This is a genomic window from Chromobacterium sp. ATCC 53434 (assembly GCF_002848345.1).
Lineage (GTDB): Bacteria > Pseudomonadota > Gammaproteobacteria > Burkholderiales > Chromobacteriaceae > Chromobacterium.
In genome coordinates this window covers 3,981,623-4,007,961 of the sequence record NZ_CP025429.1, presented here as the reverse complement: position 1 = coordinate 4,007,961, position 26,339 = coordinate 3,981,623, and the positions used below count along the sequence as shown (strand labels likewise).

Below are 26,339 nucleotides of genomic sequence, written 5' to 3'. Positions count from 1 at the left end.
TTGTGTGGCAGTATTCTGATGTCTCATCATGCAGTGGCTGCTGAGTGTGAGAGCCTGGTTAATAAATTTTCCATTCAGCATTGGAAAGGAGACGTTCCGAAGAGTGCCGTGCTATATAGATATCAATCGGATGGGAAATTTATTAACCCTGTCCAGGTAAGCAAGAATACCTATCAGGCTGATATTTGGTGGCCTAAGGAAAATAAGACACCAACGCTAATCGTGGAATTTTCTGATTATGGGGTAGAGGATTTGCCTGTTGATGCAGATTATAAATTGATACTGGGAAATATGTATCAGTTTAAGATTTCAAAATTGGAAAAAACAAGGGTATCGTTGGGGTGTCAGCTTGGTGGAGGGAGGGTCAATAGTTGCAAGACAGTATTTGGTGGAGAGGGAATTACTTTTGGTCGAGAGTGTGCGGAAATAATTAAGGAGTAAAAGTAGCATAGGGTGGATCTGGTTGGTATTTAGATCGATATTCTTTAAAAGATGGTAGCCAAACTAAATGGATCGTAATTGTTTGGTGATTATGACAACTTAACAATAGATCGCCTGCTTTTGGGCGACCGTGCCTTGTAAAGCATGCTTGAATCCTTACTACCTTATTACGAACGCGAACTCGGCCACCTGCGGGAGTTGTCGGGCGAGTTCGCGCGCCGTTATCCGAAGATCGCCGGCCGGCTGCAGATGGAGGGCGACCAGTGCGCCGATCCGCACACCGAGCGGCTGATCGAGTCGTTCGCGCTGCTGGCCTCGCGCATCCACAAGAAGCTGGACGACGATTATCCGGAGGTGGCGGAGAGCTTCCTCGACGTGCTGTATCCGCATTATCTGCAGCCCATCCCGTCGGCGACCATCGTCCAGTTCGAGTGCGATCCGGCGCGGCCGGAGATCGCCAAGCGCTACCGGGTGGAGCGCGGTCAGCAGGTGCAGGCGCCGGCGATAGGCGGCGTGGTGTGCAAATTCCGCAGCGCCTACCCGGTGGACCTGTATCCGCTGTCGCTACAGAGCGCGCGGCTGGAGTTGACCGCCGGCTCGCCGTATCTGCGTCAGCAGGCGCCGGACGCGGCGGCGCTGCTGACGCTGGAATTCCAGACCCACGGCGGCCTGGCGCTGGCCGATATCGGCCTGGAGTCGCTGCGCTTCTTCCTCGACGGCGAGCCGGCGCTGATGCATCTGCTGTACGAGCTTTTGCTGTCGCAGGTGTTGCGCGTCCGCGTCGGCGACGGTGCCGACAATCCGGCCGCGACGACGACGCTGCCGGCCTCCGTCATCCGCCCGGTCGGCTTCGGCCGTGACGAAGGCATGCTGGAGTACGATCAGCGCTCCTTCGTCGGTTACCGGCTACTGACCGAGTATTTCTGTTATCCGGACAAATTCCTCTTCGTCGACATCGCCGAGCTGGGCAAGGCCGCGGCGCGGCTGGACGGCGGCAAGCTGGTGCTGCAACTGGCGCTGGCCGATTATCCGGACAGCGAGCGCCACCACCGTTTATTGGCGCAACTGCAGGCGCAGCATCTGAAGCTCGGCTGCACGCCCATCGTCAATCTGTTCAATCAGCCCGGCGATCCGATCCGCGTCAGCCACCAGAAGACCGGCTATCCGGTGCTGGCCGACGGGCGCAAGCAGCAGGCCTACGAGGTGATCCAGATCCGCCGCGTGGTACGTGTGGAGAAGTCCGGCGACGGCGAGAGCAGCGAGGAGGTGCCGCCGTTCTACGCGACCCGCCACGGCGGCGAGCGCCAGACGCCGCGCTTCTACTGGCATACGAGCCGCGAGGGCTCGCCGCGCCAGGGCGACCGCGGCACCGATCTGGAGCTGCACCTGGTCGACCTGCAGTTCAACGCGGTGCGGCCGGCGGCCGAGGTGCTGAGCCTGGACCTGTTGTGCAGCAACCGCGACTTGCCGGAGCAGATTCCGTTCGGCGGCAGCCAGGCGGCGCAGCGCACCGATTTTTCGCTGCCCGGCCATTCGGTGGTCAAGCGGGTGCGGCTGCTGCGCAAGCCGTCGGCCAGCCAGCGCAGCCCATTGGGTCGCGCGGTGCAGTGGCGGCTGATCTCCCACCTGTCGCTGAACTATATGTCCATCGTCGATTCCGGCGTCGCCGCCTTGCAGGAGATGCTGGCGCTGTACAATCTGACCGCCTCGCCGGTCAATGTGCGTCAGATCCAGGGCATCGTCGGCATTCACAGCGAGGCGGCGGTGACGCGGGTCAGCGGCCGCGATTTCGCCGGCTTCGTCCGCGGCAGCGACATCCGCCTGAAACTGGACGCCGATTATTATGTCGGCGGCAGCGTCTATCTGTTCGCCTCGGTGCTGGAGCGCTTCTTCGCCTTGTACTGCGCGCCGAACAGCTTCACGAGGTTGCGGGTGGAGACGACGCAGCAGAACCAGGAAGTGGCGGCATGGCCGGCGCGGGCCGGCGAGGCGCTGGTGATATGAGCGCCGATCTCGAGGTGGCGGCAGCGCCGGCCGCCGGCGAAAGCGGAGGCGGCAAGGCGCCGCTCCCGGGCCGCAAGCCGCGCGATCTGCGCGGCGAGCTGGCCGCCGACGCCAGCCAGTTCGGCTTCTTCCAGGCGGCGCGGATATTGGGTTTGGTTGGCCACAAGCGAGGCGGCGCGCGCGCCGGCCGGCTGCCGGCGCGGCTGCGTTTTCGGACGCTGGCGTCCTTGTCCTTTCCGGCCAGCGAACTGACCGCCTACAAGCCGGCGACGGACGAGAGCGGCGCGGCGGACGAGATGACGATCAGCTTCCTCGGCCTGACCGGGCCGAGCGGCGCGCTGCCGACCGCCTACACCGAGCTGTTGCTGGAGCGCAGGCTGCGTTACCGCGACGACACGATGCACGCCTTCTTCGACCTGTTCAGCCACCGGGCGGCCTCGCTGTTTTTCGAGGCCTGGTGCAAGTACCGCAGCTGGATTCATGTCGAGGCGGGCGAGCATGACGGCTTCACCCGCAATCTGCTGGACCTCGGCGGCGTCGGCCTGTCGCAGCTGCGGCAGCAGATGGGACCGGGCGCCGAGCTGGACGAGAGGATGTTCGTCTACTACGCCGGCTTGCTGAGCCAGAAGCCCTTGTCCGGCCAGGCGCTGCTGACGCTGGTGGAGGGCTTCTTCGGCGTGCGGGCCGCGCTTGAGCAGTTCGTCGGACAATGGCTTCAGGTGCCGGACGGCGAGCAGAGCCAACTGGGCATGGCCGGCTGCGAACTCGGCCTGTCGGTTTTCGCCGGCGAGCGCATCTGGGACCGCCAGACCAAATTGAAGCTGAGGCTGGGGCCGCTCAGGCGCGCCGAGTTCGACGCGCTGCAGCCGCACGCCGCCGGCGCGCAGGCGCTGCGGGCCTTGATGCAGTTCGCCCTTGGCCACAGCCTGGCCGCCGAGGTGTGCCTGGTGCTGGACGAGCGCGATGTGGCGCCGGCGGTGCTGGGTTCGGCGGCGCTGAGCCTGGGCGGGGATAGTTGGCTGGGACGGCCGCAGGGCCATCCCGACGATATGCGTTACACGCTGTTGAACTGAGATTGGAAAGGCATGAGCATTCTCAACCGTTTGCTGGCTCGCCGGAAATCCCCCTCGTTGGGCATGGCGCGCAGCGACACCTCGCCTGAGCTGCAAGCGGCGGTGGCGGCGTTGCGGCAGGACGACTGGTCGCGGGCGCTGCGGCTGGCCCAGCCGCATCTGGAGGCGAAGTCGGCCGAGTTGCGCGCCGACGCCTACCGGCTGTGCGCCCTGTCCACCAGCCGGCTGGAACAATGGCGCACGGCCTTGTCCTGTTGGCAGACGCTGTTCGAGCTGGAGCCGTCCGCCCATAACGCGCTGGAGTTGGCCACCGCTTCGGTCATGGCCGGCGAGATCGGGCGGGGCAAGGCCTGGCTGATGAAGTTCGACGAGCTCAATCGCGTCAGTCGCGACGTTCCCTGCGCCGCCGGCTACGCCAATTTCATCGCGGCCTTGGCCCAGTCCGGCCACGCGGCGGAAACCTTGCCCTATCTGACCTGGCTGCGCGAGCTGTACCGACAGCTGAAGATCACCGACGACGCGTTTCTGCAGCGGCGCGGCGTGCCCTTCCTCGCGGTTTTCCTGGAGAGCAGCTGGCCCTTGCTGCAGCAGTGCCTGAAGCCGGCGCAGGTGCGGGGCTGGTACGGCGCGATGCTGGCCGACCTGGATGACGACGGTTGCGCGGCGCTCAACGGCTGGCTGGACGAGATGATGCCGGTCGCCGCCGCCAACGACGAATGATTTGAATCGATACCTTTAGAGAAAACGAGCATATGTCCGTAGCGCTGAAATCGTTGATAGACCGGCTGACGCCCACCGCGCGCCAGGCCATCGAGCAGGCCGCCAGCCGCGCGCTGGCCCGCACCCATTTCGAAATCGAGATCGAGCACGTGCTGCTGGCGATGTTCGATCAGGACGACAACGCCGCGCTGGCGGCCCTGCGCGCGCTGGGCGCCGATCTGTCCCGCGTCGAGCGCGAGCTGGACGCCGCGCTGGACAATTTCCGCAGCGGCAACACCCGCAATCCGGTGCTGTCGTCGTGGTTGCCTAAGTGGCTGGAAAAGGCCTGGCTGTCGGCCAGCGCGGAGCGCGGCCAGGACAAGGTCTCCACGCTGGATCTGTTGTTGGCGCTGTGGCAGGACGAGGCCTTGCGCGGCGTGCTGCAGTCCGGCGCGCCGGCCTTGGCGCGCCAGGACGCCGGCCGGCTGGACGGCGCCTACGCGGCCTTGCGCCAGCACGGCGGAGAGACGGCCGACGGCGCGCAGCCGGAGGCCGTGGCCGGCGATGACGGCGAGCAGCCGGCCGCGCCGCAGGGCAAGCGCGGCAGCCCGGCTCTGGACAAATACACGATAGACCTGACCGCGCAGGCCAAGGCCGGCAAGATCGATCCGATATTGGGCCGCGACGTCGAAATCCGCCAGATGATAGACATCCTGATGCGGCGCCGGCAGAACAACCCCATCCTGACCGGCGAGCCGGGCGTCGGCAAGACCGCCGTCGTCGAGGGCCTGGCGCGCAAGATCGTGTTGGGCGAGGTGCCGCCGGTGCTGGCCGGGGTTACGCTGCGCACGCTGGACCTGGGCCTGTTGCAGGCCGGCGCCAGCGTCAAGGGCGAGTTCGAAAACCGCCTGCGCCAGGTGATAGACGAGGTCAAGGCCAACCCGGTGCCCATCATTCTGTTCATCGACGAGGCGCACACGCTGATCGGCGCCGGCGGCGCGGCCGGCCAGAACGACGCGGCCAACCTGCTGAAGCCGGCGCTGGCGCGCGGCGAGCTGCGCACCATCGCCGCCACCACCTGGGCCGAGTACAAGAAGTACTTCGAGAAGGACGCCGCGCTGGCGCGCCGCTTCCAGGTGGTGAAGGTGGAAGAGCCGGCGCCGGAAATCGCCGTGCAGATGGTGCGCGGCCTGACCGACGCGATGGCCCGGCACCACAAGGTGGAAATCCTCAACGAGGCGGTAGCCGCCGCGGTCCAGCTGTCCAGCCGCTACATCGCCGGCCGCCAGCTGCCGGACAAGGCGATCAGCGTGCTCGACACCGCTTGCGCCCGTGTCGCGCTGTCGCGCGCCGGCAAGCCGGGTCCGATCGAGGACGTGACGGTGCTGATAGACAATATCGACCGCGAAACCGCGGCGCTGGAGCGCGAGGACGGCCACGCCGAGCGCATCGTCGAATTGCTGGCGCAACGCGCCGAGCTGGAGCAGGACCTGGCCGCGCTGCATCAGGCCTGGGAGGCGCAGCAGAAGCTGATCGCCGAAATCGACGAATTGAAGGCGGGTAAGGACGAGGCCAAGCCGGCCAAAGGCAGGAAGACCAGCCCGCTGCAGGCCAAGCGCAAGGAATTGCGCGAGTTGCAGAAGCACCAGCCGCTGGCCTTCGAATGCGTGGACGAGAGCGTGATCGCCGACGTGATCTCCGGCTGGACCGGCATTCCGCTGGGCCGCATGGTCAGCAACGAGCTGGAGCAGGTGCAGAAGCTGGCCAAGCTGCTGGCCGAGCGCGTGATCGGCCAGGACCACGCGCTGGAGCAGATCGCCGAGCGCGTGCAGATCGCCAAGGCCAATCTGGAAGACCCGGGCAAGCCCAAGGGCGTGTTCCTGCTGGTGGGGCCGTCCGGCGTCGGCAAGACCGAGACCGCGCTGGCGCTGGCCGAGGCCCTGTACGGCGGCGAGCGCAATCTGATCACCATCAATATGTCCGAATACCAGGAAGCGCACAGCGTGTCGGGCCTGAAGGGCTCGCCGCCGGGCTATGTCGGTTACGGCGAGGGCGGCGTGCTGACCGAGGCCGTGCGCCGCAAGCCGTATTCCGTGGTGCTGCTCGATGAAGTGGAGAAGGCGCATCCGGACGTGATGGAGCTGTTCTTCCAGGTGTTCGACAAGGGCGTGCTGGAAGACAGCGAAGGCCGCGAGGTGGATTTCAAGAACACCATCATCCTGCTGACGTCGAACGCCGGCACCGATCTGGTGATGCGCGCCTGCGAGCACGGCGTGACGGTGGACGGCGAGACCCGCGACCCAAGCGCCGACGACCTGGTGGAAATCCTCCGCCCGACGCTGCAGAAGACGTTCAAGCCGGCCTTCCTCGGCCGCCTGACCATCGTGCCCTACTTCCCGATAGGCGACGAGGTGCTGCGCGCCATCGTCGGCCTGAAGCTGGACAAGATCCGGCAGCGCATCGCCGACAACCACGGCGCGCACGTCGAATTCCCTGAAGAGTTGACCGAGCAGATGGCGGCGCGCTGCATGGACGTGGACAGCGGCGCCCGCAACGCCGACGCCATTCTGACCCGCACGCTGCTGGCGCAGATCTCCAACGACCTGCTGGCGCGGATGGCCTCCGGCAAGCCGGTGAAGAAGATCGCCGTCGCGTTGAAGGGCGAGCAGGTCAAGGTCAAGGTGAGCTGAGGTGTTGGCGATGTGGAGAACCTTGGGCCTGTTCGGCGGCATCACCATAGGCTGGTGGGCGCTGCTGTGGCTGGCGCTGCCGCAGAGCTGGCAGCGCATCAGCCCGTCGGCCATCCTGATGCTGCACCTGGCGCCGCCGATGCTGCTGGGCGCGGCCATCAAGCTGTGGGGCTATCTGAAGGAAAAGCGCGCGGCCGACGAGGCCAGGCAGCAGGAAGAGCAGGCCGCGACCGAGCGCGACGGCCAGCGCGAGGCGGCGCGCGCCCAGCATCTGGCCGCGCTGCAGGAGCGCCAGTGGGCGGTCGCCTGCCGCTGGCTGTGGGCGGCGGCGACGCCGGCCAAGGACGAGCCGGCCTGGCTGGCCCAGACCGGGGACGGCGCCACCTGGATCGCGCTGGACAAGGACGAGGTGGAGGCGGGCGACGCGCTGGACGCGCTGGCGCCGTATCTGGCCGAATTGTTGACCGGCCTGTACGCCGAGGCGCCGGGCGCGGCCTGGTTGCCGCTGTATCTGGAGCCGATGGCGCAGGTCGCCGGCGTCGAGCAGCTGACGCGGATCAAGGCGCTGAAGAAGCAGGCGGCGGCCGCTGGCCTGGGCGCCGATACGCAGACGTCCGGCGACTGCCGCTTCCTGCCCGGCAGCGGCCAACTGGCCGACCGCGTGCTGCAGGTCTTGCGGCAGGACCCGGAGCTGCCGGGCCTGGTGGTGCTGGCGGCCGACGCGCCGCTGGCGGCTCGAGACGAGGAGGACGACTGGGTCGAGCTGGAGCCGGCGCTGCGCGAGCATCGCCGCTGGCACGGCGAGCCGGGCCTGGCCGTGGTGGCCATGCTGTTCCTGCGCGACGGCCTGCCCTTGCCGCTGGAATGGCGGCAGCAGGAGGGCGCCGATCCTTACCAGCCATACTGGGAGAAGGATTTCGCCGGCCCGGCCGCAGGCTGGGGCGCGGTGCCGTCCAGCCGGCAGGCCAGCCTCGCCGGCCTGCCGACGCTGGCGGTGCTGGCGCAATCGAGCTCGGTCAGCCTGGCGCAGGGCAGGGCGCTGCAACTGGCGCGCAGCCTGCAGCCGGTGTTGGACAACGCGCTGGTCAACGCCGCGCTGCTGGATTATCCGTTCAGCCCGGAGGAGGCCAGGCCGGAGAAGAACCAGGCGTCCAGCCTGGCCTGGCTGTGCCACAACAGCGGCCAGATCGACGTCGGCGGCGTGCGGCTGGCCGCCATCGCCACCGCGCTGTCGCGGCACCAGGTGGAACTGCACCCGATAGACGAGGCGAGCAATGTCGTGCGCGAGTGGGGCGACGCCGGCGCGGCGACGCCGCTGCTGCTGACCGCGGCGGCGGTCAGCCACTGCGCGCGGTTGCAGGCGCCCGCGGTGATCACCCATTTTGAAAACGAGCTGGTGTCGCTGGCCCTGGCCAGGCCGCCGGCAGAGGAGGCGACGGCATGAAGGCGGCAATCCGTTTGGGCGATCCGACCGACCACGGCGGCAAGGTGGTCAGCGCGGCCGCGTCCACCACGCTGTTCGGCAAGCAAGTGGCCTGCGTCGGCGATTCCGTCACCTGCCCGAAGCAGGGCCACGTCAACTGCACCATCGTCGAAGGCGACGGCGGCTGGCTGGTCGGCGGCAAGGCGGTGGCGCTGGAAGGCCACAAGGTCAGCTGCGGCGCCACATTGATTTCGACGCTGCCGCAGGTCGGCAAGGGATAGAGAAAGCATATGGATCAAAGCATTGAACACCTGATGCGGCCGGTGAACCCGGCCGCGCCAGCCGGGGAGGACCTGGCCTACTCGCTGATTTTCGATCAGATACGGGAAGCGCGCCGCAGCGACGATCCGTCGCTGGCGCAGGGCGACTGGGAGCAGTCTTTGAAAACAGCAGAGTGGCCGCAGGTGATACGGCTGTGCGAGGACGCGCTGCAGAACAAGAGCAAGGATCTGCAGCTGTTGGCCTGGTACGCCGAGGCGCAGACCCAGGTCAACGGCGTCGCGGGCCTGGCGCGCGGCCTGGCGCTGGTCTGCGGCTGGCTGCGGGCGTACTGGGAGAGCGGCTACCCGGAGCTGGATCCGCACGATCTGGACGAGCGCGTGGCCAAGCTGGAATGGATGAACCAGCAGCTCGGCAACGCGCTGCGCAATGTGCCGCTGACCAAGCCCGAGTTCGGCGCTTACAGCTGGCATCAATGGCAGCAATCGCGCGAGGTGGAGAACCTGGGCCTGAAGGACGGCGAGGCGCGGGAGGCGGCCATCGCCGAGGGCAAGCTCAGCGGCGACGCTTTCGAGAAGGCCGCCGCCCAGTCGGGCCACGGCTGGTTCCAGGCCAAGGCCGAGGAACTGGTGGCGCTGCTGACCGCCTATGAGGAACTGGACGCGCTGGTCGACCAGCGTTTCGGCCAGGACGGCCCCAGCCTGGCCGACATCCGCAACGCCGTCTACGCCTGCCAGGACCTGGTGCTGCGTTATCGCCAGCAATTCGCCGTCAATCAGCCGGCGGCCGCGCCGCAACGCCAGTCGGCAGAGGAGAGCAAGCCCGTGAGCCAGATCCCGTCCAGCCCGGTCCATACCGCCGTTCCGGCCAGCGCCTTCAACGGCCAGATCCGCAGCCGCCAGGAGGCGGTGACCGCCCTGACCGAGGTGGCGCGCTATTTCCGCCACAACGAGCCGCACAGCCCGGTGGCGCTGCTGGCCGAGCGCGCGGCGCGCTGGGCCGAGATGAGCCTGGAGGAATGGCTGCAGCATGTGGTCAAGGACAGCGGCACGCTGAGCCAGTTGCAGGAACTGCTGGACGTGCGCCAGGACGATTGAGCCCGTTCAGGCGACATGGGTAAAGACAAAACGCGCGGCGTGTCGGCCGCGCGTTTTTCATCGGGGGCGGTTCAGTGGCGCAACCGGTCCGACGGCCGGGCCAGATAGAACCATTCCTGACCGGCCGGCGCGTCCGGACTGGGGAACACGATGTGGCCATCCTCAGGCGCCAGCACCGGCTCGCCGTCGGCGCGCCAGCCTATCGTCTCGCCGGCGGCGACGGCGTCGAAGCTGGCCCAGTCGCGGGCGAAGCGGTCGGCGTCGTCGATCTTGTCCACCACCTCGTATAGGCTCAACAGTTCCATGTCCCGCGGCGCCGGGGCCGGCGCCGAGATCATGCCCAGGTGCGCCAGCGTGTTGACGATGGCGCGGTAGGCCACCTCCGGCGCGTCCGGATCGTCATGGCGGCCGCATTCCAGCGTCAGCGCCCAGCCGCCGCGGCTGCGCATGTATTCGGTGGTGCCCACGCCGTAGCGGGCGTCGCCGTTCAACTCGCGTTGTCGAGGGTCGCCCTGCGGGTTCAGCCGCCGCCTCTCGACGCCCAGCGCGTAGGTGGCCAGCCAGCCGTCCACCGCGCGGGCCACGCCCAGCCGTCGGGCCAGCGCCTCCTCGCGGGCCGCGTCGGAGAACGGTTCCAGCGCGCCGTCGTTGTCGGGTGGACCGACGAAGACGAAGGGCCGCCCCGGCGAGCGGAACGAGTGCAGGTCCAGCAGGACCTCGTGCTCGGCCAGCAGCGGGCACAGCCAGTTGGCGACGTGGTCCTCGTAGTCCCGCGGCTGCTGGGTAGGCGCGAGATTGCGGTTCAGATTGCGCTCGCCGCCGCGCTGACCCAGCCGGTAGGCCAGCGGATTGGCCACCGGCACCAGGGTCAGCCGGCCGGCGCGCAGCGCCAGCGCGCCCCGCTCCAGCTCCGCCATCACGCGGCGGATGGCGATGGCGCCGCAGACTTCGTTGCCGTGCACGGCGCCGGTGATGATCAGGCGGGGACCGTCGGCCAGCGCCTGGTAGCGGTGGCAGGCGAAGGCCTGCGGCCAGGCCGGGTTCATTTGAGCCATACGTCCTCGAAATCGAAAGCGCCGTTTGGATTGATCACGAAGCCCCGCACATCGGCGCGCAGCGGGATGTAGATGCGCGAATGGGCGATGGTGATCCACGGCCGCTGCTCTTTGAAGATCTGCTGCGCCTTCAGATAGTACTGCGTCCGCCGCTTCTGGTCCGTGGTCTGGCGGGCTTGTTGCAGCAGCCGGTCGAATTCGGCGTCGCAGAAGCGCTGCCCGCCCTTGCTGACGCTGCAGGACAGGCTGTTCCACAGGAAGTCGTCAGGGTCGCCGGAATTGCTGGTCAGGCCCGACATATAGACATCGTGCTCGCCGGCGGCGGCGCGCTTCAGGTATTCGCCCCATTCGTAGGACTGGATATTGGCCTTGACGCCTATCCTGGCCCAGTCCTGCTGGATCATCTGCGCCATCAGCTTGCCGTTGGGATTGGTCGGACGCTGCACCGGCAGCGCCCACAGATTGACGGTGAAGCCGTTGGGATAGCCGGCCCGCGCCAGCAGCGCCCTGGCCCTGGCCGGATCGTACTCGTTGCGGGTGTTCGGATTCCAGCCCCAGGTGGACGGCGGGAAGGGATTGACCGCCTGGGTGGCGCCGCCTTTGGGAAACATGGCCTTGAACAGCGCGTCGCGGTTGATGGCGATGTCCAGCGCCACCCGCACGTCGCGCTTGGCGAACTGCGGCCGTTTCAGATTGTAGGCCAGGTAGGAGATGTTGCTGGCGCCGGTGGACGCGATCCTGATGTTCTTGTCGGCGGCTAGCGCGTCGAGGTCGGACTCGCGCACCGCGGCGGCCACCTGGCATTCGCCGGCCTTCAGCTTCTGGATGCGCACCTGCGGATCGGCGACGATGGCGAAGACCAGGCTGCGGGTTTTCTGCGGCTTGCCCCAGTACTGCGGATTGGCCTCGTAGCGGATGATGGAGTCCTTGGCGTAGCTCTTGAAGCGGTAGGGACCGGTGCCGATCGGCAGCAGATTGATCTGCTGCGGGCGGCCCGCCTTCATCAGCTGCCCGGCGTACTCCGCCGACTGCATGCCGGCGAAGCCCATCGCGAAAAAGGTCAGGAAGGGGGCGTTGCGCTCGGTCAGCCGGATCTGGACGGTGTGCTCGTCCACCTTGTCGACCGACGCGATCAGCTTGGACAGGCCATAGCCGTCGGGACCGGTCAGCGGGGTCTTGAACGCCTGGTTGAATGGCAGCTCGGGGCGTACCCAGCGCTTGACGGTGAATACCACGTCGTCGGCGCCGAAGTCGCGGCTGGGCGTGAAATAGCCGGTGCGATGGAACTTGACGCCGCGCCGCAGTCTGAATGTATAGAGCAGGCCGTCGTCGGACACGGTCCAGCTCTCGGCCAGGCCGGGACGCAGCGCGACCCCGCCGCGCTGGAATTCCACCAGGCCCTGGAACACCGGCTTGGTGATGTTGTAGGTGGTGGCGCTGTCCCATAGCGCCGGATCGAAGCCTTCCGGCGACGCTTCGGCGCAGAAGACCAGCGGTCTGGCGGCGAGGGCGGGGAGCGCCGCGCCCAGGGTGGCGCTCAGCAGCAAGGCGTAAAGGGAACGGGATAGGATCATGGCCGTTTTCCTGGAGGCTGGCGCGCGGTGGCAGTCGGCGGCGCCTGGGTGTGAGGTGCCGGCAGAGTATCGCACACTCCGCGGCCGGGGCCGCGCGGAGCGCGCGGCTATTTCGGATGTGGCGGCGTCTGGAGGCGGAACGATGGCGACGACGATCAGTTTGGAGGACCTGGCGGGCGATCCGGAATATGTCTCGATCGCGGACATGGACGGCGTCAGGCTGGACCTGCGCTACGCCTGCGCCGACAACTTCGTCGGCCGCGATCTGTACGGCGGCGCGGTGCCGGCGTTGCTGCACCGGCGGGCGGCGGACCGGCTCAGGCTGGCCGCGCGCGAGCTGGGCCGGCTGTGGCCGGGTTATCGCTTGAGGATTTTCGACGCGCTGCGTCCGGGGCGGGTGCAGCGGGTGCTGTGGGACATCGTCAAGGACACGCCGCAGCGCATCTATGTCGCCGACCCGGCGCGCGGCTCGATACACAGCTTCGGCATGGCGGTGGACCTGACGCTGGAGGACGAGCGCGGGCAGGAGCTGGACATGGGCACCGGCTTCGACGACTTCACCGAACTGGCCCAGCCGCGGCGCGAGCGGCAGATGCAGGCGGACGGGCTGCTGACCGGCCCGCAGCTGGCCAACCGCCTGCTGCTGCGCGGCTGCATGGAGCGGGTGGGCTTTCACGGCATCGCCACCGAGTGGTGGCATTTCGAGGCGGCCGAACGCGACTGGGTGCGCGCCCATATGCGGTGGGTGGAGTAGCCCGCAAGTATTGATCCTTGACCCTGGCAGGCCGTCGGTAGGATAATTCCTCGTTTGATTACAAACGCTTAGTCGCAGTCGTCTGAATGTCGGACGCCGGGAAGCCCCGGCCTCGGACCGAAGCCGTCGCGGCAAGCCCGATTTCGCCGCATGAATCAAGCACTTCGCTCGTTGCCGCCGCGCCGCCTGTCCGTCGCGCCGATGCTGGACTGGACCGACCGCCACTACCGCTACTTCGCCCGACAGATCACGCGGCGCACCTGGTTGTACACCGAGATGGTGACCACCGGCGCGCTGTTGAACGGCGACGTCGCGCGCCATCTGCGCTTCGACGAGGCCGAGCACCCGCTGGCGCTGCAACTGGGCGGCTCCGAGCCGGCCGAACTGGCGCAATGCGCGCGTCTGGCGCAGCAGTGGGGCTACGACGAGGTCAACCTCAATGTCGGCTGCCCGTCCGAGCGGGTGCAGAAGGGCGCGTTCGGCGCCTGCCTGATGGCCGAGCCCAAGCTGGTGTCCGACTGCGTCAAGGCGATGCGCGACGTCGTCGACATCGACGTCACCGTCAAGCACCGCATCGGCATCGACCAGATCGAGCATTACGATTACCTGCGCGAGTTCGTCGACACCGTGGCCGAGGCCGGCTGCCGCACCTTCATCGTCCACGCGCGCAACGCCATCCTGAAAGGCCTGAGCCCGAAGGAGAACCGTGAGATCCCGCCGTTGAAGTACGACTACGTCTATCGGCTGAAGCGGGAGCGGCCGGATCTGGAGATACTGATCAACGGCGGGGTCAAGACCAACGCCGAGATCGCCGAGCATTTGCAGCATGTCGACGGCGTGATGGTCGGCCGCGAGGCCTACCACAACCCGTGGCTGATGGCCGAGTGGGACGCGCTGTTCTACGGCGAGGCGGCCGCCGGTCCGGAGCGCGCGGCGGTGGTCGACGCGATGATGCCCTATGTGACGGCGCGTCTGGGCGACGGCAGCAATGTGCGCCACATCGCCCGCCATATCCTGGGCCTGTTCCAGGGCCTGCCCGGCGCGCGCAACTGGCGCCGGATGCTGTCCGACGCCAAGCTCTTGGACGGCGCCGACGCCGGCCTGCTGCGAGAGGCTTACGAAGCGACGCTGGCGAGCCGCCGCGCCTGATTATCCGATGGCCGCCGACGGGCGGTTGTCTTCGCCAGGCGGCTGCGGCCGCCTTTTGTCATGGTTGTCATGCCCTGCATGACCGTCTGGAGGTGAATCCCAATTGAAAACGTTGCAGAAGCTGACCCTGATCCTGTCGCTGTCTTCCGGTTTCGCGTGGGCCGGTCCCAACGACGTGCTGCACATTTATAACTGGAGCGGCTCGCTGTCCGACAGCATCGTCAAACAGTTCGAGCAGCGCTGCGGCTGCAAGGTGGTGCAGGACTATTACGGCGACAACGAGGAAATGCTGGCCAAGCTGGCCGCCGGCGCCAAGGGCTACGACATGGTGTTCCCGTCCAGTTTCGTCGTGCAGGCGATGAGCAAGCAGAAGCTGTTGCAGCCATTGGATCACGGCCGGATCCCGAATCTGAAAAACGTGGCGCCGGCCTATCTGTCGCAGGGCTACGATCCGGGCAACCGCTACACCGTGCCGACGGTGCTGTCGCTGACCTCGGTCGGCTATAACGTCGAGAAGCTGAAGCAGCTGGGCGTCGATCCCGGCAGTTGGTCGGTGATCTTCGATCCGGCGGTGCTGCGGAAGATCAAGGGCAAGGTGACGGTGCTGGACAGCTCGCGCGAGGTGTTCGCCGCCGCGCTGTTCTACCTGGGCAAGGACCCGAACCAGGCCTCCGACGCCGACATGCGCGCCGCGCGCGACGCGATCAAGCGCGCCAAACCGTATTGGGCCGCCTTCTCCAACGCCAGCTATCTGAAGCAGCTGGCCATCGGCAATATCTGGGTCGCGCTCGGCTATTCCACCGAATTCTTCCAGGCCAGCGAGGACGCCCGCTTGACCAGGCGGCCGTTCCATATCGGCAATGTGCCGCAGCGCGAGGGCAACGAGCTGGGCGTGGACACGATGGCGATCACCGCCAGCGCCAGACGGCCCGACCTCGCCTACCAGTTCATCAATTTCATGCTGGACGGTCAGAACGCCGCCCAGCTGACCAACCTCAACGGCGCGACCAATCCGGTGTCCACCGCCAGCCCCTATTTCCGCGCCGACCTGAAGGCCAGCCCGGTGATCAATCCGAGCGCCGAGCAGGCCGGCAAGTGGACGGTATTGCGCGAGCTGACGCCGGTCGAGCGCCGCGCGCTGGCGCGGATGTGGACGGAAGTGAAGGTCAGCCGCTAAGCTGGCGGCCTGGCCGGACGCCATCGCGCCGGTTCGGCCGCACCGACAAGATTAGAAAGAGCGAAAAGATGTTCGATCAACTGGTTCTCGCCAGCAACAACGCCGGCAAGCTGAAGGAATTCGGCGCGCTGTTCGCCGAGCTTGGCGTCACCGTGCGCCCGCAGCGCGACTTCGACGTGCCGGAATGCCCGGAGCCGCACCATACCTTTCTGGAGAACGCGCTGGAGAAGGCGCGCCACGCCAGCCGGCTGACCGGCCTGCCGGCGCTGGCCGACGATTCCGGCATCTGCGTCGAGGCGCTCGGCGGCGCGCCGGGCGTGTACTCCGCCCGCTTCGCCGGCGAGCCGAAGTCCGACGCGCGCAACAACGCGCTGCTGGTGGAAAAGCTGCAAGGCGAGGCCAACCGCCGCGCCTGGTACTACTGCGTGCTGGTGTTGGTGCGCCACGCCGACGATCCGCAGCCGCTGGTGGCCGACGGCATCTGGCTGGGCGAGGTGCGCGACGAGGCGGCCGGCGAAGGCGGCTTCGGCTACGACCCATACTTCTTCCTGCCGAGCCACGGCGTGACGGCGGCCGAGCTGGGCGCCACCGAGAAGAACCGCGTCAGCCACCGCGGCCAGGCCTTGGCCGCGCTGATGGCCAAGCTGAAGGCGCTGGCATGAGCGTGGTCGACGTCTCGGCGCTGACAGGAGGCCTGCGCGAGCTACCGCCGTTGGCGCTGTACATCCACTTCCCGTGGTGCATCCGCAAGTGTCCGTATTGCGACTTCAACTCGCACGAGCCGAAGAACGGTTTCGACGAGATGGCCTATGTCGACGCGTTGCTGCGCGATCTGGAATACTCGCTGCCCGAGGTGTGGGGCCGCTCGCTGGCCAGCATCTTCATGGGCGGCGGCACGCCCAGCCTGTTCAGCCCGCAGGCGATGGACGTGCTGCTGGCCGGCGTGCGCGCGCGGCTGAAGCTGCATCCGGACGCCGAGATCACGATGGAGGCCAATCCCGGCACCTTCGAGATCGAGCGTTTCCGCGGCTACCGCGAGGCCGGCATCAACCGGCTGTCCATCGGCATCCAGAGCTTCGATCCCAGGCACTTGAAGGCGCTGGGCCGCGTCCACGACGGCGACGAGGCCAAGCGCGCGGTCGAGATCGCGCTGACCCACTTCGACAACGTCAATCTGGACCTGATGTACGCGCTGCCGGGCCAGACGCTGGACGAGGCGCTGTCCGATCTGAACACCGCGCTGTCCTACGGCGTCACCCATCTGTCGGCCTACCATCTGACGATAGAGCCGAACACGATGTTCGCGGTCGACACGCCGAAGAACCTGCCGGACGACGAGGTGTCGGCCGACATGCAGGAGGCGATCGAGTCCTGTCTGGAGGCCGCCGGTTTCGACCATTACGAGACCTCGGCCTTCGCCAAGCCCGGCCGCCACAGCCGGCACAACCTCAATTACTGGCAGTTCGGCGACTACGTCGGCATCGGCGCCGGCGCGCACGGCAAGATCAGCAGCCACGCCGGCATCGTCCGCCAGATGCGGCACAAGCAGCCGGCCGCCTATCTGAAGGCGGTGGCCGACGGCAATCCGCTGTTCAGCAGCCAGAAAGTCGCCCGCGCCGACCTGCCGTTCGAATTCATGATGAATCTGCTGCGCCTGACCGGCGGCTTCGAGAGCCGCCTGTTCCAGGAGCGCACCGGCCTGCCGCTGGCGCTGATCCGCCGCCAGCTGGACGAGGCCCGGACGCAAGGCCTGCTGGACGGCGACGGCGCCACCTTGCGCCCGACGCTGAAAGGCCAGCGCTTCCTCAACGATTTGCTCACCCTGTTCCTCAAAGAAGGAGATCAATAATGGCCAAGGAAATCATCCATACCGACCAGGCTCCGGCCGCCATCGGCGCCTACTCGCAAGCGGTCAAGGCCGGCAACACCGTCTACCTGTCCGGCCAGATTCCGCTGGATCCGGCGACGATGACCGTGGTGGAAGGCGGCTTCGCCGCCGAAACCCACCAAGTGTTCAAGAACATGAAGGCGGTGTGCGAAGCCGCCGGCGGCAGCCTGGATCAGATCGTCAAGCTCAACGCCTATCTGACCGACCTGTCCAATTTCGCCACCTTCAACGAAATCATGGGCCAGTATTTCAGCCAGCCGTTCCCGGCTCGCGCCGCCGTCGGCGTCGCCAGCCTGCCGAAGGGCGTGCTGGTCGAAGCCGAAGCGGTGCTGGTGCTGTAAACGCATCGCGCCCGCTATAAAAAGCCCCGGCGAGCCGGGGCTTTTTGCCGTCCGGGCATGGCCGACCAGCCAGTGGCCAAACGGCCAGTTTTTTGGCATCTTGGGCGAGTCCCCGCGTCGGAGAGCGAGATGCGATACGCGCTATATGGCTTGTTGCTGGCCGCGATGGCTTGCCAGGCCGAGGTGTTCAAATGCCGGGACCGCGATGGCGGCATCCATTACGGCCAGCAGCCTTGCCCGCCCGGCAGCCGGGCGCTGGAGCCGGCCTCCGACGCCTTCAGCGTGATCGAGCGCGACGATGGCGGACGAGAGGCGGGGCATTACCGCGAGCAATTGGAGCAATGGTCGGACGGACGCGAGAAGCGCCGGCAGGCCGATGCCCGCGCCGAGCGGCGCGAACAGACCGCGCGGCATCGGAAGTGGCTGGCCGAACGGGAGCGCTGTCGCAAGCTGGACGCCAGGCGCGGCGCCCTGGCCGCCGAGTTGCGCCGCAGCCTGCCGCTGCGGGAGGCCGCGCGCGGGCGGCAGCGCCTTGCCAAGGTTGAGGATCAGATGCAGGATCGGGCCTGCCATCTATATCAGGAGGACTGATGGACGCCTACCCGTTCCAGATCGTCAATGTGTTCGCCGAGCAGCGCTTCGGCGGCAACCCGTTGGCGGTGTTCACCGACGCCGCCGGCCTGTCCGACGACGACATGCAGCAGATCGCCCGGCAGTTCAACCTGTCCGAGAGCGTGTTCCTGTTTCCCGGCGACGCCGATTGCGCCGCCAGCCTGCGCATTTTCACGCCCGGCCATGAATTGCCGTTCGCCGGCCATCCGACGCTGGGGGCGGCGGCTGTTTTGCACGCCGCCGGCGAGCACGGCGACGCCTTCGCCTTGCGCACCCGCTCCGGTCTGATCGCTATCTCGCACGACGACGGCGTGTTCCGGCTGCGGGCGCTGCCGGCGCAGGCGCGGCCCGGCTGCGGCGCCGGCGAGGCGGCGGCGATGCTGGGCCTGGACGAGGCCGACGTCGCGCACGCGCCGCAATGGGTCGACACCGGCAGCGAGCAACTGCTGATAGCGCTCTCCAGTCGCGAGGCGGTGCTGCGGGCCCGGCCCGATCCGGCGCTGTTCATCCGGCACGCGACGTTGCGGCCGGGGCGCAGCGTCGCCTATGTCTGGCACCAGCGCGAGGGCGTCGCCACCGTGCGGCTGTTCTTCGAACAGGACGGCGCGGTGCTGGAGGATCCGGGCACCGGCAGCGCCTGCGCCAATCTGGGCGGCTGGTGCGCGCGGAACGGCCTGTCGCCGTTGTCGTGGCGCTTGGAGCAGGGCGAGGCGATAGACCGGCCGAATGTGCTCTATCTGGACGTCGACGCCGACGGCGCCGTCAGCGTCGGCGGGCGGACCCAGTTCATGGGCGGCGGCGAGTTCCGCTGTTGAGCCGGTCACCCGGCTTGACGTTGCGGTCGGCTGTTGGCATCCTAGAGCCGCTACTCCAAACTGCTGTTTCATAAACTGCTATTCCATAATAAGCAAGACGAGGAAAACATCATGATTCGAATCGCCAAAGCCGCCGGCCTCGCCGCTGCCCTGGGTCTGGCCAGCCAACTGGCGCTGGCCGGCAGCGCCGCCGGTCTGTGGAAGACCATAGACGACGAAACCCACCAGGCCAAGGCGCTGGTGCAGATCAACGAAGCGCCGAACGGCGAGCTGACCGGCAAGATCGTCAAGCTCTACCTGCATCCGGACGCGGTGTGCGACAAGTGCGACGGCGCCAACAAGGGCAAGCCGGTCAACGGCATGCAGATCCTGTGGGGTCTGAAGAAGAGCGGCGAGGAATGGTCCGACGGCCAGATCCTCGATCCGAAGTCCGGCAAGATCTACACCTCCGGCGCCAAGCTGGTGGAAGACGGCAAGAAGCTGCGCGTGCGCGGCTATATCGGCCCCTTCTTCCGCTCCCAGGTCTGGGAACGCCAGCAGTAAACCGACGGACGCCAGGTCCATCAGTCCAAAAGGCGGAAGCCGGCGCAAGCCGCTTCCGCCTTTTGCATTGTTGGGTACAATCTGTCCTCATGAATCCGCCGACCGATCTTGCCAACCAGCCGCCGGCCGTGCCGGCCGCGCTGGCGAAGAAGCTGGAGAAGCTGGGCATACGCCGCCGCTTCGACCTGGTGCTGCACCTGCCGCTGCGCTACGAGGACGAGACCCACATCTATCCGATCGCCGACGCGCCTTACGGCCAGCCTGCGCTGGTCGAGGGCACGGTGGTGGCGCACGAGGTCAGCTTCAAGCCGCGCAAGCAGCTCAGGGTGCAGATAGAGGACGGCAGCGGTACGCTGCTGCTGCGCTTCATCCACTTCTACCCCAGCCAGTTGAAACAGTTCGCCGAAGGCAGCCGCGTCCGCGCGCTCGGCGAGATACGCCGCGGCTTCGCCGGCGACGAGATGGTTCATCCGAAGACCCGCGAGGTGAGCGAGGGCGCGCCGCTGGCCGCCAGCCTGACCCCGGTCTATCCAACGGTCAACGGCCTGACCCAGCCGGTGTTGCGCAAGCTGGTCCACGTCGAGCTGCAGGCGCAGCGGCTGGACGAATTGCTGCCGGAAGCCTTGATGGCGCCGCTGGCGCTGCTGCCGTTCGCCGACGCGATCCGCCTGTTGCATCAGCCGCCGCCGGAATGGTCGGCGCAGCAACTGGCCGATCCGCGGCTGCCGGCCTGGCAGCGGCTGAAATTCGACGAATTGCTGGCGCAACAGCTGTCGATGCGGCTGGCCTACCGCGCGCGACGACTGGGCCATGCGCCGCGCATCGCCGGCGACGGCAGCCTGACGGAGAAATTATTGGCCAGCCTGCCGTTCCGGCTGACCGGCGCGCAGCGCCGGGTGCTGGACGAGATTCGCGCCGACATGCGGCAGGCGCACCCGATGCACAGGCTGCTGCAGGGCGATGTCGGCAGCGGCAAGACCATCGTCGCCGCGCTGGCGGCGCTGGCGGCGATAGAGGCGGGCTACCAGGTGGCGTTGATGGCGCCGACCGAAATCCTGGCCGAGCAACACTACCTGAAGCTGTCCGGCTGGCTCGCGCCGCTGGGGCTGGGCGTGTCCTGGCTGTCCGGCAGCTTGCGCAAGAAGGCCAAGCAGCAAGCGCTGGACGAAATCGCCTCCGGCCAGTGTCGGCTGGCGGTCGGCACCCACGCGCTGTTCCAGGACGATGTGGCCTTCCAGAAGCTGGGCCTTTCCATCGTCGACGAGCAGCACCGCTTCGGCGTCGGTCAGCGGCTGGCGCTGCAGGACAAGGGGGGAGAGCCGCACCAGTTGATGATGTCGGCGACGCCTATCCCGCGCACGCTGGCGATGAGCTTCTACGCCGACCTCGACGTGTCGGCGATAGACGAGTTGCCGCCGGGCCGCACGCCCATCGTCACCAAGCTGATAGGCAGCCCGCGCCGCGCCGAAGTGGTGCAGTTCGTCGAGAAGACCTGCCTGGAGGGCAATCAGGCCTACTGGGTGTGCCCGCTGATCGAGGAGTCCGAGGCGCTGCAACTGCAGACGGCGGTGGACTGCCACCAGCAATTGCAACGGGATCTGCCCGGCCGCCGCATCGGCCTGGTGCACGGTCGGCTGAAGGCGGCGGAAAAGGCCGAGGCGATGGCCGCCTTCGCCGCCGGCCAGCTGGACGTGCTGGTGGCGACGACGGTGATCGAGGTCGGCGTCGACGTGCCCAATGCCAGCCTGATGGTGATAGAGCACGCCGAGCGGATGGGCCTGGCCCAGCTGCACCAGTTGCGCGGCCGGGTCGGACGGGGCAGCGCCAGGAGCGTCTGCGTGCTGTTGTTCGAGAATCCGCTGTCCGATCTGGCCAAGGCCAGGCTGAAAGTGATCTACGAGAACGTCGACGGCTTCGAGATCGCGCGGCAGGATCTGCGGATCCGCGGTCCGGGCGAGTTTCTCGGCGCGCGGCAGAGCGGCCTGCCGATGCTGCGTTTCGCCGATCTGGAACAGGACCAGGCGCTGCTGGAGGCGGCGCGCGATCTGGCGCCGATGTTGCTGGAACGTTGGTCGCAGGCGGCGGATGCCCATCTGGAACGATGGCTGGCTGGGCGGGAGCAGTTCTTGAAGGCGTAAAAAACCGCCGGGTTCGGGGGAAAACGCGGCGGCGAGGGAGGGGTTGCTGCAAACATAAAGAAACCATTGATGAAGCGGTTTCATATTAGCAATTGATGAATTTTATGTTCAAGCGCAGTCCGTCGTTTCGTTGACTTGGGTCAAGCGATAAAAAAAGCCACCGCACGCGGTGGCTTTCGTTTGGCGGGCGCCGGCGTCAGAACCACTGGGCCGACAGGTAATACAGGCCGCCGGCCAGCGCCATCGACGCCGGCATCGTGAACAGCCAGGCCAGCGCGATCGAACGCACGGTGGACAGCTGCAGACCGGCCTTGTCGGCGATCATCGTGCCGGCCACGCCGCTGGACAGCACGTGGGTGGTGGACACCGGGAAGCCGAACCAGCTGGCCAGACCGATGGAAACGGCGGCGGTGGTCTGCGCGGCCACGCCCTGGGCGTAGGTCATGTCCTTCTTGCCTATGCCTTCGCCGACGGTCTTCACCACGCGCTTCCAGCCCACCATGGTGCCGATGCCCAGCGACAGCGCGACGGCGATGATCACCCAGGTCGGCGCGTATTCGGTGGTGGTGGTCAGGTCCTTGCGCAGATTGTCCAGCAACTGCTTGTCGTCGGACGACAGCTTGGGCAGCGCGGACGCCTTCTTGGCGGCGTCGTCCAGGCACAGCAGCTGGGTGCGCACTTCCCAGCGCTGGGCGGCGCTGAGCTTGTGGTAGTCGTTGCCGTCGCCCATCAGCGTCAGCAGCTGGCCGGCGGTGGCCACCGTCTGCTGCGGATGGCACTCGTACTGGCTGGTGCTGGTCGACTTGACGATGATCTTCGACAGGTCGGCTTCGTGGCGCTGGTAGAACTGCTGCAGGTGTTGCGCCGCGTCGCGGGTGCGTTCCAGCTGGTACGGGGTGCTGTCCAGGTTCAGCACGAACTTGGCCGGCACGATGCCGATCAGCACCAGCATGATCAGGCCGACGCCCTTCTGGCCGTCGTTGGCGCCGTGGGCGAAGCTGACGCCCATCGCCGACACGATCAGCATGAAGCGGGTCCAGAACGGCGGATGCTTGCGGCCCTCGACCTGCTGGCGCTGGTACGGCGTCTTGTGGACGTTGCTGTGCGGGCGGTAGCGCCGCAACAGGATCACGATCAGGCCTGCCATCACCGCGCCGACGACCGGCGAGACCAATAGCGAGGCGCCGACGTCGATCGCCTTGCCCCAATTGATGCCGTGAGACAGCGAGGTGTGGTTGATCAGGCTGTTGGCGACGCCGACGCCGAGAATGGCGCCGATCAGCGTGTGGCTGCTGGATGCCGGCAGGCCCAGATACCAGGTGCCGAGGTTCCACAGGATGGCGGCTGCCAGCAGCGCGAACACCATCGCCATGCCGCGGGTGGTGTTCACCGAGATCAGCAGATCCACCGGCAGCAGGTGGACGATGGCGTAGGCCACGGCGAGGCCGCCGCTCATCACGCCGAGGAAGTTGCAGACGCCGGAATAGAACACGGCGAGCCGAGGCTTCATCGACTGGGTGTAGATGACGGTGGCGACCGCGTTGGCGGTGTCGTGGAAACCGTTGATGAACTCAAAGGCGAGCACGAAGCCCAGCGAAAGTAGCAGGGTGATGGCTACATGGGGGTCGAGCCCGGAAAACAGGTCCAGCATGGCGTGTCTGAGATTATCGTAAAGGCGGGATTGTTGTGTCCCCCGCCAGTGCCGTCAAGTCTTTATAAAAAAAATGCAAAGCCTGTGGTTTTGCCTGCGAAAACGGCAAAATCCGCTTGACAGCAGCGGGTTGAAAAACGGCTAAGCCCATGATTTGCCGAATGGCGATGGCATGGGCTGGCCGGGGGAACGGCAGCGGCCAGCATGACGCCGGCCGCCGCGGGCGTCAGCCGAACTTGCCGGTGATGTAGTCCTCGGTCGCCTTCTTCTGCGGCGTGGTGAAGATGGTGTCGGTGTTGCCGAACTCGACCATCTCGCCCAGATACATATAGGCGGTGTAGTCGGACACCCGCGCCGCCTGCTGCATATTGTGCGTGACGATGGCGATGGTGTAGTCCTCCTTCAGCTCGTGTATCAGCTCCTCGATGTGGGCGGTGGAGATCGGGTCCAGCGCCGACGTCGGCTCGTCCAGCAGCAGCACTTCCGGCTTCGAAGCCACCGCGCGGGCGATGCACAGCCGCTGCTGTTGGCCGCCGGACAGCGAGTTGCCGGACTGCTTGAGCTTGTCCTTCACCTCGTCCCACAGCGCCGCCTTGCGCAGCGCCCATTCGACGCGGTCCTCCATCTCGCCCTTGGACAGCTTTTCGTACAGCTTCACGCCGAAGGTGATGTTGTCGTGGATGGACATCGGGAACGGCGTCGGCTTCTGGAACACCATGCCGACCTTGGCGCGCAGCAGGTTGACGTCGATGTCGCGGCCGAGGATGTTCTGGCCGTCCAGCAGGATGTCGCCGTCGGCGCGCAGGCCGGGATACAGCTCGTACATCCGGTTGAAGGTGCGCAGCAGCGTCGACTTGCCGCAGCCGGACGGGCCGATGAAGGCGGTGACCTTGCGCGGCGCGATTTCCAGCTGGATGTTCTTCAGCGCGTGGAAGTTGCCGTAGTAGAAGTTGAGATTGCGGACCTCGAGCTTGGAGGCGGTGCTGGTCATGGTCGTCATGCCTTAATTCGATTGATTCTTGCGGCCGCCCATCCAGCGGGCGACGATATTCAGGGTGAGGACGCTGAAGGTGATCAACAGCGAGCCGGCCCAGGCCAGCGTGTGCCAGTCCTCGTACGGGCTCATCGCGAACTGGAAGATCACGATGGGCAGGTTGGCCATGGGCTGGTTCATATTGCTGTTGAAGAACTGGTTGTTCAGCGCGGTGAACAATAGCGGAGCGGTTTCGCCGGAAATCCGCGCCACCGCCAGCAGGATGCCGGTCAGCACGCCGGCCTGGGCCGAGCGCAGCGTCACGTACAGCGTCACCTTCCATTGCGGCGCGCCAAGCGCGGCGGCGGCCTCGCGCAGGCTGTTCGGCACCAGGCGCAGCATGTTCTCGGTGGTGCGCACGACGACCGGGATCACCAGGATCGCCAGCGCGAACGAGCCGGCCCAGCCGGAAAAGTGGCCGACCGACACCACGTACACCTCGTAGACGAACAGGCCGATGACGATGGACGGCGCCGACAGCAGGATGTCGTTGATGAAGCGGGTCACCGGCGCCAGCCAGCCGCGCTGGCCGAACTCGGCCAGGTAGATGCCGGCCAGGATGCCGACCGGCGTGCCGAACAGCGTGCCGAAGCCGGTCATCACCAGGCTGCCGTAGATGGCGTTGGCCAGGCCGCCGGTGGAGCCCGGCGGCGGGGTGCTCTCGGTGAACACCTGCCAGTTGATGCCGGACAGGCCGTGTTGCAGCAGGGTGATCAGGATCCAGAACAGCCAGAACAGGCCGAAGGCCATCGTCAGCATCGACGCGGTCATCGTCAGGCGGTTGATCAGCCGGCGCCGGCGATAGGTGGCGCTGTCCTGTTTCAGGCTGACGGCGGAGGAGGTCGGCAAGGCGTCGTTCATGGTCGCTTGGCTCATCGTGGTGGCGTCTTTCATGTCAGGAAGGCTTGCCTTCCTGCTTCTTCAGGCGCAACAGCAGCAGCTTGGAGCAGGCGAGCACCACAAAGGTGATGAAGAACAGGATCAGGCCCAGCTCGATCAGCGAACCCATGTACAGATCGCCGTTGGCCTCGGCGAATTCGTTGGCCAGCGACGAGGCGATCGAGTTGCCCGGTTCGAACAGGCTGGTGGTGAAGCGGGTGGAGTTGCCGATGACGAAGGTGACCGCCATCGTCTCGCCCAGCGCGCGGCCGAGGCCCAGCATGATGCCGCCGACGACGCCGGTCTTGGTATAGGGCAGCACCACGTAGCGCACCACCTCCCAGGTGGTGGAGCCGAGGCCGTAGGCCGATTCCTTCAGCATCACCGGCACCACCTCGAACACGTCGCGCATCACCGAGGCGATGAACGGAATCACCATGATGGCCAGGATCAGGCCGGCGGTGAACAGGCCTATGCCCATCGGCGCGCCCTGGAACAGGAAGCCGATCAGCGGGAACTCGCCCAGATTGTCGATGATCCACGGCTGGACGTGGTCGGCGAAGAACGGCGCGAACACGAACAGGCCCCACATGCCGTAGATGATGGACGGGATGCCGGCCAGCAGTTCGATGGCGATGCCCAGCGGCCGCTTCAGCCAGGTCGGGCACAGCTCGGTCAGGAACAGCGCGATGCCGAAGCTGACCGGCACGCCGATCAACAGCGCGATGATGGAGGTGGCCAGCGTGCCGAAGATGGGCACGATGGCGCCGAACTTCTGCTGTACCGGATCCCAGTCCGTGCTGGCCAGAAAGCCCCAGCCGAAGCCCTTGATGCTCGGCATCGCGCCGACCAGCAGCGAAATGAGTATGCCCACCAGCAGCGCCAGCACGAGGAAGGCGAAACAGCGGGTGGTCACGCGGAAAATCTGGTCCAGCTGCTGCTGAAGGCCCAGCTGCCGGTCATTGCTCAGTTTTTGCATGTGTCGATTCTTGATGGTTCAGACACAAGGCCGGAGAGAGCGGGC

24 protein-coding genes are annotated in these 26,339 nt (G+C 66.6%); 18 read left to right on the top strand and 6 right to left on the bottom strand.

Translation table 11 applies throughout. The features are described from left to right. The first annotated feature begins 18 nt into the window (after positions 1 to 18). From CXB49_RS23725 to tssA, 8 genes are all read left to right on the top strand, one after another. Positions 19 to 441 (top strand): hypothetical protein, encoded by a 423-nt coding sequence (locus tag CXB49_RS23725; RefSeq protein ID WP_158300937.1) that lies wholly within the window; start codon positions 19 to 21, stop codon positions 439 to 441. A gap of 144 nt (positions 442 to 585) precedes the next feature. Next, positions 586 to 2,445, top strand: coding sequence for a type VI secretion system baseplate subunit TssF (gene tssF / locus CXB49_RS17690; protein WP_101709601.1), 1,860 nt, complete (start codon positions 586 to 588; stop codon positions 2,443 to 2,445). Next, positions 2,442 to 3,518 (top strand): type VI secretion system baseplate subunit TssG, encoded by a 1,077-nt coding sequence (tssG, locus tag CXB49_RS17685; RefSeq protein ID WP_101710760.1) that lies wholly within the window; start codon positions 2,442 to 2,444, stop codon positions 3,516 to 3,518. Before tssF ends, tssG begins: the two co-directional genes overlap by 4 nt. Before the next feature lie 12 nt (positions 3,519 to 3,530). Continuing rightward, positions 3,531 to 4,238 carry a hypothetical protein gene (locus tag CXB49_RS17680; RefSeq protein WP_199406714.1) on the top strand — a complete coding sequence of 236 codons (708 nt, stop codon included), beginning with the start codon at positions 3,531 to 3,533 and terminating at the stop codon, positions 4,236 to 4,238. A gap of 32 nt (positions 4,239 to 4,270) precedes the next feature. Next, positions 4,271 to 6,907 carry a type VI secretion system ATPase TssH gene (gene tssH, locus CXB49_RS17675; protein ID WP_101709600.1) on the top strand — a complete coding sequence of 879 codons (2,637 nt, stop codon included), beginning with the start codon at positions 4,271 to 4,273 and terminating at the stop codon, positions 6,905 to 6,907. A 10-nt stretch (positions 6,908 to 6,917) separates the two neighbouring features. Continuing rightward, positions 6,918 to 8,351, top strand: a complete 1,434-nt coding sequence (locus tag CXB49_RS17670; RefSeq protein ID WP_101710759.1) for a hypothetical protein — start codon at positions 6,918 to 6,920, stop codon at positions 8,349 to 8,351. Further along, complete coding sequence (locus CXB49_RS17665) at positions 8,348 to 8,611, top strand: PAAR domain-containing protein (protein WP_101709599.1); 264 nt, start codon at positions 8,348 to 8,350, stop codon at positions 8,609 to 8,611. Before CXB49_RS17670 ends, CXB49_RS17665 begins: the two co-directional genes overlap by 4 nt. A gap of 9 nt (positions 8,612 to 8,620) precedes the next feature. Then, positions 8,621 to 9,706 carry a type VI secretion system protein TssA gene (tssA, locus tag CXB49_RS17660; protein WP_101709598.1) on the top strand — a complete coding sequence of 362 codons (1,086 nt, stop codon included), beginning with the start codon at positions 8,621 to 8,623 and terminating at the stop codon, positions 9,704 to 9,706. 71 nt (positions 9,707 to 9,777) lie between these two features. Here tssA and CXB49_RS17655 read toward each other — a convergent pair whose 3' ends face one another. Beyond that, a complete protein-coding gene (locus CXB49_RS17655) occupies positions 9,778 to 10,761 on the bottom strand; it encodes a succinylglutamate desuccinylase/aspartoacylase family protein (protein ID WP_233492848.1) in 984 nt (327 codons plus the stop codon). Beyond that, the gene (locus CXB49_RS17650) at positions 10,749 to 12,335 is read right to left on the bottom strand and encodes an ABC transporter substrate-binding protein (RefSeq protein WP_101709596.1); all 1,587 of its coding nucleotides are present in this window, start codon (positions 12,333 to 12,335) and stop codon (positions 10,749 to 10,751) included. Before CXB49_RS17650 ends, CXB49_RS17655 begins: the two co-directional genes overlap by 13 nt. Positions 12,336 to 12,477: 142 nt before the next feature. Between CXB49_RS17650 and CXB49_RS17645 the strand changes: the two genes are divergently transcribed. From CXB49_RS17645 to recG, 10 genes are all read left to right on the top strand, one after another. Beyond that, on the top strand, positions 12,478 to 13,089 hold the full coding sequence (locus CXB49_RS17645; protein WP_101709595.1) for a M15 family metallopeptidase: 612 nt from the start codon (positions 12,478 to 12,480) through the stop codon (positions 13,087 to 13,089). A 150-nt stretch (positions 13,090 to 13,239) separates the two neighbouring features. Next, positions 13,240 to 14,238 (top strand): tRNA dihydrouridine(20/20a) synthase DusA, encoded by a 999-nt coding sequence (gene dusA, locus CXB49_RS17640; protein ID WP_101709594.1) that lies wholly within the window; start codon positions 13,240 to 13,242, stop codon positions 14,236 to 14,238. A 103-nt stretch (positions 14,239 to 14,341) separates the two neighbouring features. After that, positions 14,342 to 15,415, top strand: coding sequence for a PotD/PotF family extracellular solute-binding protein (locus CXB49_RS17635; protein ID WP_101709593.1), 1,074 nt, complete (start codon positions 14,342 to 14,344; stop codon positions 15,413 to 15,415). Positions 15,416 to 15,483: 68 nt separating this feature from the next. Next, on the top strand, positions 15,484 to 16,077 hold the full coding sequence (rdgB, locus tag CXB49_RS17630; RefSeq protein ID WP_101709592.1) for an RdgB/HAM1 family non-canonical purine NTP pyrophosphatase: 594 nt from the start codon (positions 15,484 to 15,486) through the stop codon (positions 16,075 to 16,077). After that, the gene (gene hemW / locus CXB49_RS17625) at positions 16,074 to 17,264 is read left to right on the top strand and encodes a radical SAM family heme chaperone HemW (RefSeq protein ID WP_101709591.1); all 1,191 of its coding nucleotides are present in this window, start codon (positions 16,074 to 16,076) and stop codon (positions 17,262 to 17,264) included. The genes rdgB and hemW overlap by 4 nt, the downstream gene beginning before the upstream one ends. Next, a complete protein-coding gene (locus tag CXB49_RS17620; protein WP_101709590.1) occupies positions 17,264 to 17,644 on the top strand; it encodes a RidA family protein in 381 nt (126 codons plus the stop codon). The genes hemW and CXB49_RS17620 overlap by 1 nt, the downstream gene beginning before the upstream one ends. A 129-nt stretch (positions 17,645 to 17,773) precedes the next feature. Next, entirely contained in the window at positions 17,774 to 18,235 is a 462-nt protein-coding gene (locus CXB49_RS17615; protein ID WP_158300936.1) for a DUF4124 domain-containing protein, read from the top strand. Further along, complete coding sequence (locus CXB49_RS17610) at positions 18,235 to 19,071, top strand: PhzF family phenazine biosynthesis protein (protein WP_101709588.1); 837 nt, start codon at positions 18,235 to 18,237, stop codon at positions 19,069 to 19,071. The genes CXB49_RS17615 and CXB49_RS17610 overlap by 1 nt, the downstream gene beginning before the upstream one ends. A gap of 111 nt (positions 19,072 to 19,182) precedes the next feature. Then, positions 19,183 to 19,614, top strand: a complete 432-nt coding sequence (locus tag CXB49_RS17605; RefSeq protein ID WP_101709587.1) for a DUF2147 domain-containing protein — start codon at positions 19,183 to 19,185, stop codon at positions 19,612 to 19,614. A gap of 89 nt (positions 19,615 to 19,703) precedes the next feature. Beyond that, entirely contained in the window at positions 19,704 to 21,752 is a 2,049-nt protein-coding gene (gene recG / locus CXB49_RS17600; protein WP_101709586.1) for an ATP-dependent DNA helicase RecG, read from the top strand. A 196-nt stretch (positions 21,753 to 21,948) separates the two neighbouring features. Here the strand turns inward: recG and CXB49_RS17595 are convergent, their stop codons facing one another. The 4 genes from CXB49_RS17595 to pstC all read right to left on the bottom strand — a co-directional run bounded on the left by CXB49_RS17595 (position 21,949) and on the right by pstC (position 26,294). Then, positions 21,949 to 23,403: an inorganic phosphate transporter gene (locus CXB49_RS17595; protein ID WP_101709585.1), complete on the bottom strand. Its 1,455-nt coding sequence runs from the start codon at positions 23,401 to 23,403 to the stop codon at positions 21,949 to 21,951. A gap of 226 nt (positions 23,404 to 23,629) precedes the next feature. Further along, on the bottom strand, positions 23,630 to 24,403 hold the full coding sequence (pstB, locus tag CXB49_RS17590) for a phosphate ABC transporter ATP-binding protein PstB (RefSeq protein ID WP_199406713.1): 774 nt from the start codon (positions 24,401 to 24,403) through the stop codon (positions 23,630 to 23,632). Positions 24,404 to 24,406: 3 nt separating this feature from the next. Further along, positions 24,407 to 25,297 (bottom strand): phosphate ABC transporter permease PstA, encoded by an 891-nt coding sequence (pstA, locus tag CXB49_RS17585; protein WP_199406896.1) that lies wholly within the window; start codon positions 25,295 to 25,297, stop codon positions 24,407 to 24,409. A 34-nt stretch (positions 25,298 to 25,331) separates the two neighbouring features. Next, on the bottom strand, positions 25,332 to 26,294 hold the full coding sequence (pstC, locus tag CXB49_RS17580) for a phosphate ABC transporter permease subunit PstC (protein ID WP_101709584.1): 963 nt from the start codon (positions 26,292 to 26,294) through the stop codon (positions 25,332 to 25,334). Between the last annotated feature and the right edge of the window lie 45 nt (positions 26,295 to 26,339).